This is a genomic window from Emticicia aquatilis, assembly GCF_014644295.1.
Taxonomy (GTDB): domain Bacteria; phylum Bacteroidota; class Bacteroidia; order Cytophagales; family Spirosomataceae; genus Emticicia; species Emticicia aquatilis.
In genome coordinates this window covers 723,660-741,056 of the sequence record NZ_BMKK01000002.1, presented here as the reverse complement: position 1 = coordinate 741,056, position 17,397 = coordinate 723,660, and the positions used below count along the sequence as shown (strand labels likewise).

The following is a 17,397-nucleotide window of genomic DNA, read 5'->3' as shown; positions in this document are numbered from 1 at the left end:
AATTATTGAGTATTTTCTGCTTGATAAATTTATGTTATTCATTAAATATTGTTAATATAACAATAAAAAAAGCCGTAGAAAACACTTTTCTACGGCTTGAATAGAAATATATTTAGCTTTTTTTAGATTAGTTATTAATCTTCAAAATAGCCATGAAAGCATCTTGTGGAACTTCTACTGTTCCAATCTGACGCATACGTTTCTTTCCTTTCTTTTGTTTTTCTAAGAGTTTACGTTTACGAGAAATATCACCACCATAACACTTGGCTGTTACGTCTTTTCTCAATGCTTTTACTGTTTCTCTCGAAATTACTTTTGCACCAATGGCAGCCTGAATAGCAATGTCGAACTGCTGACGTGGTAATAATTCACGCAATTTTTCGCATAGTTTTTTACCCCACTCATACGCCTTATCACGGTGAACGATGGCCGAAAGTGCATCGACAGGCTCTCCATTTAAGAGAATATCTAATTTTACTAAGTTCGATTCACGATAGCCAATCAAATGATAATCAAGTGAAGCATATCCACGAGAAATAGTTTTTAATTTATCGAAAAAGTCGAATACAACCTCTGAAAGTGGCAATTCAAATGTTAACTCTACACGGGTAGAGGTTAGATAAACTTGGTTTTTCAATAAACCACGTTTGTCCATACACAAGCCAATAATTGGCCCCACGTATTCTGCAGCCGTAATGATTTGAGCGTTGATAAATGGCTCTTCAATCCAGTTGATAACATTTGGGTCGGGCATTTCGGAAGGTGCTGAAACTTCCAAGATTTCATCTTTTTTACCAACAACGTGAAATTTTACGGAAGGTACTGTCGTAAGCACTGTCATATCAAACTCACGCTCCAAACGTTCCTGCACGATTTCCATGTGAAGCATACCCAAGAACCCACAACGGAAACCAAAGCCCAAAGCTGCCGAAGTTTCAGGTTCCCATATTAAGGCTGCATCATTGAGTTGAAGTTTTTCCATGGCATCACGCAAATCTTCAAACTCAGAAGTATCAACTGGGTAAATACCCGCAAATACCATTGGTTTTACTTCTTGGAAACCCTTAATCATTTCTTTCGTCGGATTAAGAGCATTCGTAATTGTATCACCAACTTTTACTTCTTTGGCAACTTTGATACCCGAAATGATATAGCCTACATCGCCACAATCAACATAGTCTCGTGGTTCTTTGGTTAATCGTAAAATCCCAACTTCATCAGCAAAGTATTCTTTACCAGTAGCCACAAATTTTACTTTATCACCTTTATTGATTCTTCCATTTTTTACTCGGAAAATTACCTCGATTCCTCTGAAAGAATTAAATGTAGAGTCAAAAATCAAGGCTTGGAGTTCGGCTTTTGGGTCGCCAACTGGTGGTTTGATTCGGTGAATAATTGCTGCTAAGATTTCGTTGATACCGATACCTTCTTTGGCACTTGCAGGAATGATTGAATCACGGTCACAACCAATCAAATCAACTATTTGGTCTTTTACCTCTTCGGGCATTGCCCCAGGTAAGTCAATCTTGTTTAAAACAGGAATGATTTCAAGGTCATGCTCCAAAGCCAAAAATAAGTTACTGATTGTTTGGGCTTCGATTCCTTGGGCTGCATCAACAACCAGCAAAGCACCTTCACAGGCTGCAATCGAACGAGAAACTTCGTAACTAAAGTCAACGTGACCTGGGGTGTCAATCAAGTTCAGTACGTATTCTTCGCCTTCAAACTTATAGTTCATCTGAATAGCGTGACTCTTGATGGTAATACCACGTTCACGCTCTAAATCCATATCGTCAAGCACTTGGGCTTGCATAACTCTACCCGAAACTGTTCCTGTAAATTGTAATAATCGGTCGGCAAGTGTGCTTTTACCGTGGTCGATGTGTGCAATGATGCAAAAATTACGAATATTTTTCATTCATGTAGAACAGGTTTCTAACCTGTTTTGTTCGTGTTATATTAGTTAAGAATTAAGCCGAAACGTAATTCTGATATTATTTTATTGACATACGTTAACTCAAACAAACAGGTTGAAAACCTGTTCTACCGCAAAATTAGTAAGAAAAAGGCAGATTTTTAAAGATATTTTTTGCCAACCAAATAATTTGTGACATAATCCTTCACCGCATCTTCGAGGCTTGTAAATGGTTTTTTATAACCAATCATACGAAGTTTGCTCATATTAGCCTGCGTATAATATTGATATTTATCTCGAATATCAATCGGAGTATCAATAAAATCGATGTTTGGCTCAAGATTGAGTGCCGCAAATGTAGCTTTAGCGAGGTCGAGGAAAGTACGAGCTTGACCTGTACCTAAATTATAAATACCCGAATTTCGGCGTGAGTGCATCAAGAAAATACAAACATCAACCAAATCTTTTACGTAAATAAAGTCACGCATTTGTTCACCGTCTTTAAAGTCAGGGCGATGCGATTTGAAAAGTTTGATGTTACCGTTTTTATTGATATTATTAAATGAATGGAAAATCACCGAGGCCATGCGTCCTTTGTGATATTCGTTCGGGCCATATACATTAAAGAATTTCAAGCCAGCCCAGAAGAAAGGAGCATTTTTTTGTTGTAAAGCCCATTTGTCGAAGTCATTTTTAGAATCCCCGTAAGGATTCAGAGGCTTTAATTGTGGAATTACAAGTTCGTTGTCGTCGTAGCCCAATTCACCTGCTCCGTAAGTAGCTGCTGATGAGGCATATACCAAAGGAATCTGAAACTCATGACATTTTTGCCAAATACGTTTTGAATAATTGAGATTCAGGCGGTCGAAGATATCGGTATCGAATTCAGTGGTGTCTGTTCTTGCTCCAATATGGAAACAGAATTCAACCTCAGCTTGGTTTTTCTCCAACCATTCAAAGAAATTGTCTCGATGTACAAATTCTTGAATTTTTTTGCCCTTGAGATTTTCCATTTTTTCTTCATTTGAAAAATCATCGACGGCAATAATGAAATTAAAGTTATCCTGATTCAAACGCTGAATCAAGCAACTTCCGATAAAACCGGCTGCACCTGTTACAATTATCATAGTGTATATCCTATTTTTTTTGAAATAGTTTGCAAAATTATAACATTGTAGCTTACAAATCCATACACTAAACTTTGATTAAATTGTACTTTTTTAAGAATTATGAGTATTTTGAATAAATAAGTTTTTTTGTTGGTAATTTTGCGAAAAAATTAAGCAAATAATGATTTTTATTACAAGAAGAGAAACCTTCAACGCTGCTCATCAACTATATAATCCGCATTGGTCGAAAGAAAAAAACTTGGAGGTTTTCGGACTTTGCTCAAATATTCATGGGCATAACTGGGAACTTTACGTAACTGTAAAAGGTGAAATTAACGAAGAAACGGGTTTTGTGATGGATTTGAAAGACCTTAGCAAAATCATGAAACAAGAAATTGTGAATAAAGTTGACCATACTTTCTTGAATACTGATGTTGAGTTTTTGAAAGGCAAATTGCCAAGTACAGAAGTTTTTGCGGTAGAAATCTGGAAAATTCTCCAGCCAATTATTCCAAATTATTGCCACGGTCAATTGCACTGTATCAAGTTGGTAGAAACCGCTAATCATTTTGTGGAATATTTCGGATAATAATTTTGAATGAATGATTGAGTGAATGATAGAATAAAAAAAACACATTCACTCATTCGCTCATTCACTCATTCAATCATTGAGTACAATGAAATACTTCATCATTGCAGGCGAACGCTCGGGCGATTTACATGGCTCTAATTTGATAAAGGCCATCAAGACGGCTGATAATCAGGCAGGCGGCGTTCCGTCGATTATAAAAGCTTGGGGTGGCGATTATATGCAAGAAGCAGGTGCAGAAATCACAAAACATTACCGAGATTTGGCCTTTATGGGGTTTCTGGAAGTATTGAAGAATTTGCCGACAATTTTAGGTTTCATTGGGGAGTGCAAAAAAACTATCGAAGAGTTTAAGCCTGATGCCATTATTTTGATTGATTACGCAGGTTTTAATATGCGAATTGCCAAATGGGCAAAAAAGGAAGGTTACAAGGTTTTCTATTATATTTCGCCAAAGGTTTGGGCATGGAATCAGAGCCGTGCCTGGAGCTTGAAAAAAAATCTCGACCGACTTTTTGTTATTTTTCCATTTGAAGTGGAGTTCTTTAAAAAATATCATTTTGATGTAGAATTTGTTGGAAATCCACTTTTTGATGCCATTGCTACCTTTAAACCTTCTGCCGATTTTTTAATTAGAAATAACTTATCTGATAAAAAAATCATAGCCTTATTACCTGGCAGTAGAAAACAAGAGGTTGAGAAAATGCTCAATTTGATGGTAGCTACTCAAAGTAAATTTGCTGACTATCAGTTTGTTATTGCAGGGGTCGGGAATTTATCTTTAGATTTTTATAAACCATTTCTGAACGATAATATCAGCCTTGTTATTGACCAAACCTACGATTTATTATCGCACAGTACGGCTGCTTTAGTGACATCTGGCACTGCTACACTTGAGACCGCTCTTTTTGGCGTTCCGCAAGTGGTTTGTTATAAAACGAGCATAATTTCATATCAAATAGGTAAGTGGGTCATAAAAGTGCCATATATTTCGTTAGTAAATTTAGTGGCACAAAAGGAAGTAGTGAAAGAATTGATTCAAGATGATTTAACTATTGAGAATTTATCGAACGAATTAGATAAAATTATCAATAATCAATCATTTAGAAATCAACAAATACTTGATTATAAGCAAGTAAAAGAAAGTCTGGGTGAAGTAGGAGCATCCGAAAAAACTGGACGAAGAATTGTAGAAATATTGAGTAGTACAAAACAATAAATTATAATAAAAGATGAATATCAAAAGCATTTCGATTGCTCTTACACTGACGTTTGTAGCACTTTTTTCGTGCAAAAAGAGCGAAACAACTGTTACGCCAAAAACAAAAACTGAGTATTTGGCAGGTACAAGTTCAAAATCTTGGAAAAATACAAAAGCAATAGCCGCAAACGGTGGTCTAACAATTGATTTAGTAAACTCACAACCCACTTGTGTAGTAGATAATATCCTTACTTTTTCGACAACAAAGACTTACGAAATCAGAGAAGGTGCAACAAAATGTAATGCTGCTGACCCAGATTTAGTTTTGAAGGCAAACTGGGGTTTCAATGCAGATGAAACCAAATTTACTGTTGATAAAATCAGTTTTCAAGGTCGCCAATTTGATAATATTTCATTCGATATTGTTGAGTTAAATGATAATATTTTTGTTGGCAAAACTACATTAGCACTTAATGGTGTAAATTACGAATTTTCGGCAACTTTTGAGCCTGCTAAGTAAGCGATTGTATAAAAACTTAGAGAATATTTAAAATCCTATTTATATTAAGTCTAAATTTGCGAACATTTACCGCATAAATTTTGTTGCGTTATATAGAGTAAATCAAGCAAAACAATAGCATGAGCAAAGATTTAGAATTATTAGAAGAACTAACCACATCCGAATACAAATACGGATTTTACACAGATATTGAAGCTGACGAAATTCCTGCGGGCTTGAATGAAGATGTCATCAGACTCCTTTCTGCAAAGAAAAACGAGCCAGAGTGGATGCTTGAATACAGATTGAGTGCATATAGAGTTTGGCAAACCATGACCGAGCCAACTTGGCCTAATGTTTCGTACAAACCAGTTGATTTACAGAGCATTAAGTATTATTCTGCTCCAAAACAACAAAAAGTTATCAATAGTCTTGATGAAATTGACCCAGAATTACGCCGTACATTCGAGCGTTTAGGTATTTCATTGAAGGAGCAAGAACGTTTATCGGGTGTTGCGGTTGATGCAGTTATTGACTCGGTTTCGGTTGCGACCACTTTCAAAGCCAAACTTGGAGAATTAGGTATTATTTTCTGCTCAATTTCTGAGGCAATTCATGAGCATCCAGACCTTATCAAAAAGTATTTGGGTTCGGTAGTGCCAGTGAAAGACAACTATTATTCGGCTCTCAACTCGGCGGTTTTCTCTGATGGTTCGTTTTGTTATATTCCAAAAGGCGTTCGTTGCCCAATGGAATTATCAACTTACTTCCGTATTAATGCTGCAGGAACTGGGCAGTTTGAGCGTACATTAATTGTGGCCGACGAAGGGTCTTATGTAAGTTATTTAGAGGGCTGTACTGCCCCAATGCGTGACGAAAACCAACTACACGCTGCGGTAGTTGAGATTTTTGCCCATGAAAGAGCAGAAGTGAAATATTCGACTGTACAGAACTGGTATCCAGGCGATAAAGACGGAAAAGGTGGAATTTATAACTTCGTTACGAAACGTGGTTTGTGTTTTGGAGAAAACTCTAAAATTTCTTGGACACAAGTAGAAACTGGTTCGGCAATCACTTGGAAATACCCATCAGTAGTATTGCGTGGCGATAACTCAATCGGCGAATTCTACTCGGTTGCAGTGACCAACAACATGCAGCAAGCCGATACTGGTACAAAGATGATTCACTTAGGAAAAAACACAAAGAGTCGTATTGTATCTAAGGGTATTTCGGCAGGAAGAAGCCAAAACTCTTACCGTGGATTGGTTGACATTTCAAAACGTGCGGCCAATGCTCGTAATTTCTCACAGTGCGATTCTTTACTTTTGGGTGATAGATGCGGAGCCCATACTTTCCCGTATATCGAAGTGAAAAATTCATCAGCATCGGTAGAACACGAGGCTACAACTTCAAAAATTGGTGAAGACCAATTGTTCTATTGTAATCAAAGAGGTATTCCGACTGAGCAAGCCGTTGCGTTGATTGTTAATGGTTATGTAAAAGAAGTTTTAAACCAATTACCAATGGAATTTGCGGTAGAAGCACAAAAACTACTCGAAATTTCGTTAGAGGGTAGTGTAGGTTGATTTCACAGAGAATTATATATTATTGAAAAGGCTGTCATTTGGCAGCCTTTTTGTTTAGATATGTAGCACAATTTTGTAAATTGTGCCGTTAACTTATTTAGTTTTATCTATGAAATATCTTCTATCTGTCATATTTTATATTTGCGGTTCAACTCTCTTGAATGCCCAGAGTGGGAGGGTACAAGTGGCTTTTTTGGGTGTTTTTCACATGGGCGAAACTCCCGATTATGTGAAAGGAGGGATTGATGATTTGCTTTCTGCCGAACGCCAAAAACAAGTGCAAGATGTGGTCGATGCTTTGGCAAGGTTTAAACCCGATAAAATTTTTGTTGAAAATACCCCCGATGCTCAACCTTATTGGAATACTGTTTACCGAAATTATTTGAATGGTTTTCGCCCTGCCGAAAAAAGTGGAGAACTCAACGAGATTTTTCAGATTGGTATTAAACTGGCTAAGAAAATCAATAATCCTGTTGGCGTTACTTGCATTAATTACGTTCAACCAGATTTATCATTGGGAATGCGAACCGCACGCAATAAAATTGATACATTACAAACTTTTTACTCACATGAACTCGAACGAGTGAAGCCAACTTATGATGTTTATTTCAAGCAAAATCCGAGTGTCAATCGTTCATTTAATGAATATTTGAGTAATTATGAGACTTGGAAAAAACTTCCGATTAAAGAACACTTAATAAACCTAAATTCTGAGCAAAGTATCGCAACGCTACATTATTTTAACATAACTGGCTGGATGGATACTAATACCAATGGCTACGGAGCGGAATTCACTGCTAAAGAATATTATCGCAATACTAAAATTATGCAAAATATCTTATCGAGTGTAAGCCCGTATGATAGAAAATTGCTTGTAATAATCGGCGGGGGACACGTTCAGATTTTAAGAGATATGCTAAAATCGCACCCATATTTTGAAATTGTGGATGTGAGAGAGATTTTGAAATGAAAGTTGTTTTTATTTAATATATGAACTTGTAGAATGGATGACTCTCCATAGAATCGGGTTTCCAAACCCGATTCTGTGAAAATTTCTCAATAAATAAATCCCCCATCACACCAAAGGAATAGGCCTATTAAACCTTTCTTCCAATGAAATAAAAGTCTCGGTGCGATTGATTCCGCCAACCTTCTGAATTTTATCGTGAAGCACTTCTCGTAAATGTTGGGTATCTCGACAAACAATTTTTACAAAAATACTATACTGACCAGTCGTGTAATTAATGCTTACAACTTCTGGTATATTTTCTAATTGGTCGGCCACTGTATCGTATAATTCGCTTTTATCAAGATAGATGCCTAAGAAAGCACTAATGTCCCAACCGAGTTTAATGGGGTCAACGATTAGTTGAGAGCCTTTTACTATGCCCATTTGCTCCATTTTGTTCATACGTACGTGAACTGTCCCACCTGAAACAAAGATTTTTTCTCCAATTGTTGTGTAAGGCATCTTGGCGTCCTGCATGAGCAATGATAAAATCTTCAAATCTGTTTTATCAATTTCTAAATTTTTTTCCATTTTTAAAAACTTGAATTATAAATTTGATAATAAAGTTAATTAAAAATTATGAATAATGTAAATATTAAATATTTTTTATAAAATATTTGCAACGTATGTCTTTTTTGTATTAACTTTGTAACATCAAAATAAGACAAAGCACCACAATTACAGCAAAGTTTAAAGTTTTGATTTATACTGTAAGGTGATGAAATTGGCAGCCATGCCCTCCTGTCTCGGGGGTGGTGATTATAGGACAAACGCAGCATAAAGCCGGACTATCTTAGTCGACTGGGATTGACCACCAAATTTGTACTGTGGCTAACTACACCGTGGGCGGTTCGACTCCCCCTCTTACAGCAAGCAATTTAAAAGTGTGAAAGAATATTTTAATTGATAAATTTCTTTCATACTTTTTTTTTGAGTATTTTTGCTTAGTAAAAATATTATTTGGTTTTTAGTTTGTTGATGAAGTGTAATTGCGACACGCAATCCCGAATTGAGGTTTGCGTGTTTTTTTGTGTATAAAAAACACGAATGTTTAATCAAGAATTATTTACTTTGTGTTTCTGACTGAAACAAACCTAAACCATGATTGAAGAAAAAGCCTTCTTTACAAACGATGCTGTAGTGCTTGGAATTTTAATGGCTACGTTGGCTATTATTTTTTATTCAACTACTCTAAAGTCGTTTGAGAAATTTTATAAAATTGTTCCTTCAATACTTCTTTGCTTTTTTATTCCAGGTTTATTGAGTTCGTTTAATGTTATTTCGGCGGCTGATTCTCAGCTTGACGAAACCGCTTCACGATTTTTCTTGCCAACTTGTTTAGTCTTTTTTACATTGAGTATTGATATTCAAGCTCTTCGACAGCTTGGTGGAAAAGCCTTGTTTGTTTTTTTTGCTGGAGCAATAGGAGTGATGGTAGGCGGACCAGTTGGAATTTGGGTAGGAAAAATGATTGACCCAACTTTCTTGGGAAAAGACGGTGAAGAAATTTGGCGAGGCTTGGCTACGATAGCTGGAAGTTGGACTGGCGGCAATGCCAATCAGTTGGCTTTGAAAGAAATCTTTCAGCCATCGCCTGCTGTTTTTGCCCAAACGAGTGTGATTGATGTGCTTTTTGCAGAGTTATGGTTGGGGTTTCTGCTTTATTTCGTGGCAAAAGCTGCAATTATCGATAAAAAAATGAAAGCAGATGCAAGTATCATTAAAGAAATACAAGAAAGGGTTGAGATTGAAAGTGCCAAACAAAAGAATCCAACATTTCAAGAATTATTTTTATTACTGGCCGTTGGGTTTGGAATAACGGGTCTTGCTCATATTGTGGCCGATAATGTTGCTCCTTTTATCGAAACCAATTATCCGAATCTGAAGGCTTATAGTTTAGCGTCCAAATCATTTTGGATTGTGACAGTTTCATCGCTTTCAGGTTTTATTTTGTCAAATACGAAGGCTCGTAATCTTGAGCGATTCGGTGCTTCTAAAATTGGTACTTTGTTTCTTTACTTTCTGATTGCTACTATTGGTATGCAATTGCATATTTTTGAGGCGTTCAAAAATCCGATGTTATTTTTGGTTGGATTGATTTGGATTTTGATTCACGCAGTCTTCACTATCATTGCATCGTACATCGTGAAAGCTCCTTTTTTCTTTACAGCAGTTGGTTCGCAAGCGAATGTTGGGGGAGTTGCTTCTGCGTCGGTTGTAGCGGCTGCATTTAATCCTTCGCTGGCTCCGATTGGTGTTTTGTTGGCAATACTTGGCAATGCCGTTGGCACTTATTGTGGCTACCTTACTGGGCTTGTAATGCAATGGGTTTCTAACTAATAAGAGACTTGCAATTAACAAATTAGGTTTTTAGTGTACCATAAAAGACGTATATATACCAAATTTTATCTTAGGCATCATATTTGCTCGATTTTTAGTATAAAATTGAGCGAACATGAAAAAAATATTTACCTTTTGGCTGGGGTTAGTTGTGGCGTGTAATGCTCAGCAAAATCCACCTAAAAAGTTTGATTATAGATTCGAAATAGGAAGTTATTTTTCTATTACAAATAAATTACCTTTTTGGCAGAGTTCTAATCAGTTTGGAAGTATTCCGAGCGATTTACCAGCGTTTCTTTGCCGACAAAGTATCAAGACTCAAAAAGACACACTCAATAGATTCTTCAAATTTGATTACGGCTTTGAAGCTGTAACGATTCTTGGTAAAAATCCGCAATTATTATTACCCGAAGGCTTTCTCTGCACAAAACTTGGAAAATTTGAGATATATGCTGGCCGTAGAAAAGAGATTTTCGGAATTGTTGATACCCTTTTATCTTCGGGTTCGGTTTCGTGGTCGGGAAACGCCATGCCAATTCCGAAAGTACAAATTGGAATGCCAAACTATACTAAGTTATTTTTTAAATGGCTGAGTTTTAAAGGTACTTATTCGCACGGGTGGTTTGGGAATCAGACTTTTGCTAAAGGATATTATCTTCATCAAAAATCATTGTTTTTTAGGCTTGGAAAGCCCGCTTCAATGCTCAATCTTTACGGAGGTATTGTTCATAATGTAACATGGGGTGGAACACCTAAAAATACGTTGCCGATTAATGATGACCGCTTGTATAATGGTAAGTTTCCTGCCGATTGGTATGTTTACGGAAACGTGGTTTTGCCTTTAAAAGGCCTTTGGAAACAATCTCCTAAGTATTATACTTACAATGCTTTTGAAACTACCAATCATTTTGGGAATCAACTTGGCTCGGTTGATGCTGCTGCCGAATTTAAGTTTAAGAAGAGCAAATTGATACTTTATCGACAATTTTTGTTTGATGATGGGCAACTTTTTGGACTGACAAATACAGATGATGGTCTTTATGGAGTTAGTTTTACTCCAAAACCTGAATCTTCGTTTAAGAGAGTTGTTTTTGAGTATTTATTTACTAAAAACCAAGGTAGATATGTAGCAGGAATAGGGCGTTTGTTGAATATGCCTGACCGACATCCTAATGAAGAAAGTTTTTTGTTTAATCATCAACAATATTTTGATGGTTGGTCTTATAATAAACGTACGATTGGTACGCCTTTTTTGACTCCCGAACAAAATATCAGAAACGAAAATCAGCTTGGAAATGGTAATGTTTTCGTGAATAATAATCGTATTTGGGCATTTTATGGAGCTTTATTGAATCAGATTGGAACGATTAGTTTCTCGAATCGACTTTCGTTTAGTAGAAATTTTGGAAATACAAGTTTACTGGGAAGAGTTATAGAACCAGTTGACCAAATTTCTTATTCAGTCAACACTACGGTTCCGCTTCGTAGATTAAAAGCCGATTTGAATGTCAATGTATCGGTTGACCATGGCGATTTAATAAAAGATAATTATGGAAGTTATATCTCATTGATAAAAAAATGGTGAGTAGAACTGCTTATTGACACCATTAAATAATTTTTTTTAAAATTATTTAAACCAATGCAACATATTTCGGTCAAACGAACGTCTTTATATTAAATTGGCAAATCTTTTGTACTTACTAATCCATATAGAAACGATGACAGAAATGAAAACAAAAATATTTCTTAAAGATTCTCAAGGCAGAGTTCTTGAAATGAGAGACCTCGAAAATGAAGCGAGCAATGAATTTGAAGTAGATAAATTACAAGATGGTGTATATTTTGTAGAGTTACTTTTGCCACATGGCAAGGCAATTACTCATCAATTTAATGTGAGCCATAATTAAAAAATATAAGAGTGGTATGCCGAAACATACCACTCAGACTATCTACTTATAAATTTCTCTTCTTGCCGAAAGTAGTGTATTGTACATCAAGGCTGCTACGGTCATTAGTCCAACTCCACCCGGTACAGGCGTAATATAACTACATTTAGGAGCAACTTCATCGAATTTTACATCACCTTTGAGTGCAAAACCACTTTTCTTTGTAGTATCAACCACTCTGGTTAGGCCAACATCAATCACAACGGCACCTTCTTTAACCATATCGGCCGTAATGAATTCTGGTTTTCCAAGTGCTGCAACTAAAATGTCAGCTTGTTTGGTAATTTCTGAGAGGTTTTGCGTTCTACTATGCACCAAAGATACCGTACAGTTTCCTGGGTAGGTATTGCGTTGCATCAAAATACTCATCGGCAAACCTACGATTTGGCTTCTTCCCACAACCACACAGTGTTTTCCTGCGGTTTCAATATTATAGCGTTTGATTAATTCTAAAACACCAAAAGGAGTTGCCGAAATGTAAGCAGGTAAGCCTTTGGCCATACGACCAATGTTTATTGGATGAAAACCATCAACATCTTTGCGTGGCTCGATGGCTTCGATTACTTTATCTACATTTATGTGTGCAGGAAGCGGAAGTTGAACGATGAAGCCATCAATATCATCATCTTCGTTGAGTTGTTGAATGATTTCGAGAACTTCTTCTTCAGTAGTGCTTGAATCACGGCGAATGAGTGTCGATTTGAAACCAATTTCTTCACAAGACCTGATTTTACTTGCTACGTAGGTTTCGCTTGCACCATTATCGCCAACTAAAATTGCGGCTAAATGCGGAATTTTACCACCATTTGCTTTTTGTTTCTCTACTTCTTCTTTGAGTTCTTGCTTAACTTGAGCAGAAATAAGTTTACCATCAATGATTGTCATGGAGCTGATTTTTTATTGAAAGTGCAAAAGTAAGAAGATAATTACGATTTACGAATTACGATTGATGATTTAAGATTTTTTGTTACGCTATCCGAGGGGAGTCGAGGCTCTTAATGACCTTGTCCATATCAAATTCATCTTCTCCACTTACATTTACAATGCCTTTTAAATCTTTTCTTGGCTTACCGTACTTCAAAAATGAAAGCCAGACGTGGTCGATAAACCAAGTTGGCTCGTAGCCCCAGCGGATATCCATTGCACGACGAATCAAGAATGTTCGTTTCGATATTTTTACATGAAATTTTCTGTCGTAAAGCTGATTAATGCTATCATCATAGAATGCAAATAAACCTTCAGCGATTACGACATCGAATCGAGTTTTAAAAAGCTCTATAACTTCTTTATACTGCTCAAAATCAATGGATTGTGGCGATTCCCAATCGGTTTTGTTTTTAATTTTTGGAATTTGTGTTTCAGGAAAAACAAAATCATCTTGGTGGAAAATGATTGCTTTTTTTCCATTTTTTCTGAAATAAGTCACCAACAGATTGGCGAGTGTACTTTTTCCTGAGCGGCTCACGCCTCCAATGCCAATAATCATGATTTTGTTTGAAAAATATGCTTTTGAGTTAGATTTTGAGATTCTTTCACAAAGAAAATTAAATTTGATTATATTTAAATCAAAATCTCAAAAACCCTAAAAAAATGAACAAAGATAAACTTTCTTATTATGCCAGCTATGTGGCAATTTTCTGTGGTATTTTTCTTCTCGTCATGAAACTCTACATCAAGGATAAGTCTTCTACAAATACCGTAATGGCTCTTTTATTCGTAATTATTGGGGTTGTAGGCCTTAGAATGTACAAGCGAAAATAAATTTTACACAAATCTTATAATAAAAACTCACTTCATCTTTTATAAAATGTACTTCAGAAAAACGTTATTATTATTTATTATTGCTACGTGTCTTAGTAAAGTTTCTGCTCAAAGTTTGGTTTATCTACGTCCAGATAGGGTTTTTGATGGTGAAAAAAATCTTGAAAAATACGGAGTAGTCATCAAGGGAAATAAAATTGAACAAGTTGATAGTCAGGCGAATATTGAAAAAAGTTTGCCAAAAGATGCTAAAATTGTTGATTTGAAAAATTGTACGCTTTTGCCTGGGTTGATTGAAGGGCATACGCATCTTTTTCTCCATCCTTACAACGAAGTAACGTGGGATGACCAAGTTTTGAAAGAACCACGTTCGTATCGCACAGCAAGGGCAGTTATACATGCTGAAAAAACGCTCAAAGCGGGTTTTACTACCGCACGAGATTTGGGTACAGAAGGAGCAGAGTTTGATGATGTAGGTCTGAAAAAAGCCATTGATGATGGTGTGATTATTGGCCCGAGATTACTGATAGCTACGAAAGCTTTAATTGCTACGGGTAGTTATGGACCACGTACTTTTTCGCCCGACATCAAAGTGCCACAAGGGGCAGAAGAAGCTGACGGTTTTGATGATTTGATAAAAAAGACCCGTAATCAGATTGGGAAAGGGGCCGATTTGATAAAAATTTATGCCGATTATCGTTGGGGATTGCGAGGAGAAGCCGCTCCGACTTTTTCTTTGGACGAAATAAAGTTGATTGTGGCAACCGCTCAAAGTGCTGGCCGACCAACGGTTGCCCATGCTTCAACCGTAGAAGGTATGCGTCGTGCAATATTGGGTGGTGTAGAAACGATTGAACATGGTGATAACGGCACACCCGAAATCTGGAAATTGATGGCAGAAAAGAATGTGTATTTGTGTGCGACTCTGGCGGCTGGTGATGCAATTAGTCAATACAGAGGTTGGAAAAAGGGAGTAGATGAAGAACCAGAAAGAATCAAGAAAAAGCGAATTACTTTTAAACAAGCTCTGGAGGCAGGAGTGAAGATTTGTTTTGGTGGTGACGTGGGAGTTTTTGCTCATGGTGATAATGCCCGTGAACTTGAAATGATGGTCGAATACGGAATGAGCCCGACAGAGGCTTTAAAATCCGCCACAAGTATCAATGCTGATGCTTTTCATATCAATAAAGAGGTTGGTCGAATCAAAAATGGACTTTTGGCAGATATTTTGGTAGTGGAGGGCAATCCTTCGCAGACAATTACCGATATTAGAAAGGTAAAAAAAGTTTATAAAAATGGAGTCTTAGTAGAATAACAATACTGAAATTTTAGCACTTAGAACACAAAAAGCACGAAGCTATGTCAAGGTTTTACTTGAGTGACTTCGTACTTTTTGTATCTAAGATAGTGATTTTATAGTAAACGCAGAACGGTAATTCCTGAATGCTTCTTTATTCTGTTGAGATAATCAGCCAAAGGTTCGGTGGTAATCATTACTTTTTTGAGGTCGTATGACGCATGAAGTAAATGAATTCGACCATTTTGTTTAATGGCAAAACCCTCGTGATTGAAGTCCAGTCCTTCTACTCCTGATGTTATGCCAATAATATCTCCATCTTGAATTTCAGACTCTATTTTAGCTACCTTACTTTTAGGTATGTAAAAGAAATCGTAAGTATTGATTGTTTTTTGGGCTTTTTCTACGGCTGCAAAAGATTCGTTATCTTGTAATTTTGTGTATAGACTTCGGTGAGAAGTCATAAAGTTGATGTCTTTATTGGCTTCTTCGCCACCAATCAGAGGCGTCATTTCTTGAGCAATATTGTTATCTTCAGTTTGAATCATCCATTCTTTAAAATAATGGATGCGTGAGCCATAACCATTCACTTTTCCTTTGCGGTAACGCAGATTTTTTAGGTGATTATTAAATTTCTCGTAACTCGGTTTTTCATCGTACTTCGTCAAAGTCATTGCTGTTACACTTTCTACAAATGTCCAGCAGTCAAAATCTCTAAGATTACAAACTAATTGTTCGTTCGGAAGAGCGTCCAACGTTCCTGCCTTGTAAGGCTGACCAATGAAACTCTTAGCGATTGCTATGGCTGTTTGTGCTTTGTTTTCGCCTTTAGGCAATTTCATTTTCTGCATAAATACCATTTCGTCGGCACTTTGTGCAAATACAATGTTCAGAGAAAAGGCTGTAAGAAATAGACTGAAGGTGTTTTTGAACAGCATTTGATACTTGATTTTGAGATTATCTGACAAAGGTATGATTTCGATATGTAGAATTCAAACGTTTTTTGAATACGATTATTGAACGGCTCAACTACTAAAATATTACAGCTTAACTCAAAATGCTACCGTTGGGTAAGATTTTGTAAAAAAATGATTGATTGGTACGTTTTTCGACAAAGTCAAAATATAAGTTTTTGAAACTACCGCTGATTCTTCAGTAAATGACATCAAGGACTTACGTGCTTATTTCCTATAAATTTCCTATAAAAACATGATTAAGCGTTTATTGCTTTGCAGTTCATTGATATTGAGCCACTCGATGGTAGTGGCACAATCTATTTTACTTAGTCCTTCTGATAATATTTTGAAGGCAACTTCGATAGGTATCAATAACGATGGCTCAAATCCAAACGCCAAACTTCACGTAAAAGGTGTTGGTACAACACCAACTATCACTCCGATATCGAGCCAAGTATATTCTGCCATAAGTGCCGAAGCTACTCCTGCTTCAACTGGCAATGAGGTTTTTTCGGTTTATGGTTACGCAACAAATTCTACACTCAGTAATGCTGGATTATTAGGATTAACGGGCAATACTGCCATACTTAATCATGGAGTTTTGGGCATGGCAGTTATTGATGGCAGTGGCGATAACTTTGGCGTGAAGGGAGTGGGAACTAATATGGGCATTGGTGCCGCATTTGGGGTTTTAGGTTCGGCCTACGGCAATGCTAATGCACGTGCATTATATGGCGTATATGGTGAGGCGTTTAGCTTTGGGCCTGCTACACAATATGCTGGGTATTTTGATGGAAATGTAACTGTAACAGGTACAGTCACATCGGCTTCTGATTTTAAATTAAAGAATAACCTTTCTAAGATTTCAAATGGACTCGGAACGCTCATGAAGCTTTCGCCTTATTCGTATCAATATGAAAAAATTGCAGGAATGAATTTGCCAGCAGGTAATCATCACGGATTTATAGCTCAAGATGTGCAAGCAGTTTTACCTGAATTGGTTACAAAAGCCATTCAACCTGCTAAATACGATCCCGTAACTAAGGCAAAATTGAGTGAACCAGTCGAGTTTTTGAGTGTAAATTATATAGAGTTGATTCCGTATTTGGTGAAGGCGATTCAAGAACAACAAGTGCAAATTGAAGCCTTGAAAACCGAATTGGAACGGTTGAAAAATAAATAAATCCTT

Annotated in this window: 17 protein-coding genes; 11 read left to right on the top strand and 6 right to left on the bottom strand. The window is 36.6% G+C overall.

What is annotated here, in order from left to right:
* Nucleotides 1-127 precede the first annotated feature (127 nt).
* Together lepA and rfaD are read right to left on the bottom strand one after the other, a co-directional pair.
* A complete protein-coding gene (gene lepA / locus IEX65_RS07220; RefSeq protein WP_188765349.1) occupies nt 128-1,918 on the bottom strand; it encodes a translation elongation factor 4 in 1,791 nt (596 codons plus the stop codon).
* Nucleotides 1,919-2,076: 158 nt separating this feature from the next.
* Nucleotides 2,077-3,042 carry an ADP-glyceromanno-heptose 6-epimerase gene (rfaD, locus tag IEX65_RS07215; protein ID WP_188765348.1) on the bottom strand — a complete coding sequence of 322 codons (966 nt, stop codon included), beginning with the start codon at nt 3,040-3,042 and terminating at the stop codon, nt 2,077-2,079.
* A gap of 163 nt (nt 3,043-3,205) precedes the next feature.
* Between rfaD and IEX65_RS07210 the strand changes: the two genes are divergently transcribed.
* The 5 genes from IEX65_RS07210 to IEX65_RS07190 all read left to right on the top strand — a co-directional run bounded on the left by IEX65_RS07210 (nt 3,206) and on the right by IEX65_RS07190 (nt 7,869).
* A complete protein-coding gene (locus IEX65_RS07210) occupies nt 3,206-3,613 on the top strand; it encodes a 6-pyruvoyl trahydropterin synthase family protein (protein WP_188765347.1) in 408 nt (135 codons plus the stop codon).
* An 88-nt stretch (nt 3,614-3,701) separates the two neighbouring features.
* Nucleotides 3,702-4,832, top strand: coding sequence for a lipid-A-disaccharide synthase (gene lpxB, locus IEX65_RS07205; RefSeq protein ID WP_188765346.1), 1,131 nt, complete (start codon nt 3,702-3,704; stop codon nt 4,830-4,832).
* 13 nt (nt 4,833-4,845) lie between these two features.
* A complete protein-coding gene (locus IEX65_RS07200) occupies nt 4,846-5,334 on the top strand; it encodes a hypothetical protein (RefSeq protein WP_188765345.1) in 489 nt (162 codons plus the stop codon).
* Between the two features lie 119 nt (nt 5,335-5,453).
* The gene (gene sufB / locus IEX65_RS07195; RefSeq protein ID WP_188765344.1) at nt 5,454-6,899 is read left to right on the top strand and encodes a Fe-S cluster assembly protein SufB; all 1,446 of its coding nucleotides are present in this window, start codon (nt 5,454-5,456) and stop codon (nt 6,897-6,899) included.
* A 109-nt stretch (nt 6,900-7,008) separates the two neighbouring features.
* Nucleotides 7,009-7,869, top strand: coding sequence for a DUF5694 domain-containing protein (locus IEX65_RS07190; protein WP_188765343.1), 861 nt, complete (start codon nt 7,009-7,011; stop codon nt 7,867-7,869).
* A gap of 105 nt (nt 7,870-7,974) precedes the next feature.
* On the opposite strand, the gene IEX65_RS07185 is transcribed toward IEX65_RS07190, so the two are convergent.
* On the bottom strand, nt 7,975-8,439 hold the full coding sequence (locus IEX65_RS07185; RefSeq protein ID WP_188765342.1) for an Lrp/AsnC ligand binding domain-containing protein: 465 nt from the start codon (nt 8,437-8,439) through the stop codon (nt 7,975-7,977).
* A 570-nt stretch (nt 8,440-9,009) separates the two neighbouring features.
* On the opposite strand from IEX65_RS07185, the gene IEX65_RS07180 reads away from it, so the two are divergent.
* The 3 genes from IEX65_RS07180 (at nt 9,010) to IEX65_RS07170 (ending at nt 12,155) form a co-directional block, all read left to right on the top strand.
* Complete coding sequence (locus IEX65_RS07180; protein WP_188765341.1) at nt 9,010-10,248, top strand: DUF819 family protein; 1,239 nt, start codon at nt 9,010-9,012, stop codon at nt 10,246-10,248.
* 115 nt (nt 10,249-10,363) lie between these two features.
* Complete coding sequence (locus IEX65_RS07175) at nt 10,364-11,833, top strand: capsule assembly Wzi family protein (RefSeq protein WP_188765340.1); 1,470 nt, start codon at nt 10,364-10,366, stop codon at nt 11,831-11,833.
* Nucleotides 11,834-11,927: 94 nt separating this feature from the next.
* Nucleotides 11,928-12,155 carry a T9SS type A sorting domain-containing protein gene (locus IEX65_RS07170; RefSeq protein WP_510185803.1) on the top strand — a complete coding sequence of 76 codons (228 nt, stop codon included), beginning with the start codon at nt 11,928-11,930 and terminating at the stop codon, nt 12,153-12,155.
* A 42-nt stretch (nt 12,156-12,197) separates the two neighbouring features.
* On the opposite strand, the gene folD is transcribed toward IEX65_RS07170, so the two are convergent.
* Both folD and IEX65_RS07160 read right to left on the bottom strand, forming a co-directional pair.
* Nucleotides 12,198-13,079 (bottom strand): bifunctional methylenetetrahydrofolate dehydrogenase/methenyltetrahydrofolate cyclohydrolase FolD, encoded by an 882-nt coding sequence (gene folD / locus IEX65_RS07165; RefSeq protein WP_188765338.1) that lies wholly within the window; start codon nt 13,077-13,079, stop codon nt 12,198-12,200.
* Between the two features lie 82 nt (nt 13,080-13,161).
* Nucleotides 13,162-13,680, bottom strand: a complete 519-nt coding sequence (locus IEX65_RS07160) for a nucleoside/nucleotide kinase family protein (RefSeq protein WP_188765337.1) — start codon at nt 13,678-13,680, stop codon at nt 13,162-13,164.
* 104 nt (nt 13,681-13,784) lie between these two features.
* On the opposite strand from IEX65_RS07160, the gene IEX65_RS07155 reads away from it, so the two are divergent.
* Together IEX65_RS07155 and IEX65_RS07150 are read left to right on the top strand one after the other, a co-directional pair.
* Entirely contained in the window at nt 13,785-13,955 is a 171-nt protein-coding gene (locus IEX65_RS07155) for a hypothetical protein (RefSeq protein WP_188765336.1), read from the top strand.
* A 46-nt stretch (nt 13,956-14,001) separates the two neighbouring features.
* Nucleotides 14,002-15,270, top strand: coding sequence for a metal-dependent hydrolase family protein (locus IEX65_RS07150; RefSeq protein ID WP_188765335.1), 1,269 nt, complete (start codon nt 14,002-14,004; stop codon nt 15,268-15,270).
* Nucleotides 15,271-15,368: 98 nt separating this feature from the next.
* On the opposite strand, the gene IEX65_RS07145 is transcribed toward IEX65_RS07150, so the two are convergent.
* Nucleotides 15,369-16,190 carry an N-acetylmuramoyl-L-alanine amidase-like domain-containing protein gene (locus tag IEX65_RS07145; protein ID WP_188765334.1) on the bottom strand — a complete coding sequence of 274 codons (822 nt, stop codon included), beginning with the start codon at nt 16,188-16,190 and terminating at the stop codon, nt 15,369-15,371.
* 271 nt (nt 16,191-16,461) lie between these two features.
* Here IEX65_RS07145 and IEX65_RS07140 point away from each other — a divergent pair, with 271 nt between their 5' ends.
* On the top strand, nt 16,462-17,391 hold the full coding sequence (locus IEX65_RS07140) for a tail fiber domain-containing protein (RefSeq protein ID WP_188765333.1): 930 nt from the start codon (nt 16,462-16,464) through the stop codon (nt 17,389-17,391).
* Nucleotides 17,392-17,397 lie beyond the last annotated feature (6 nt).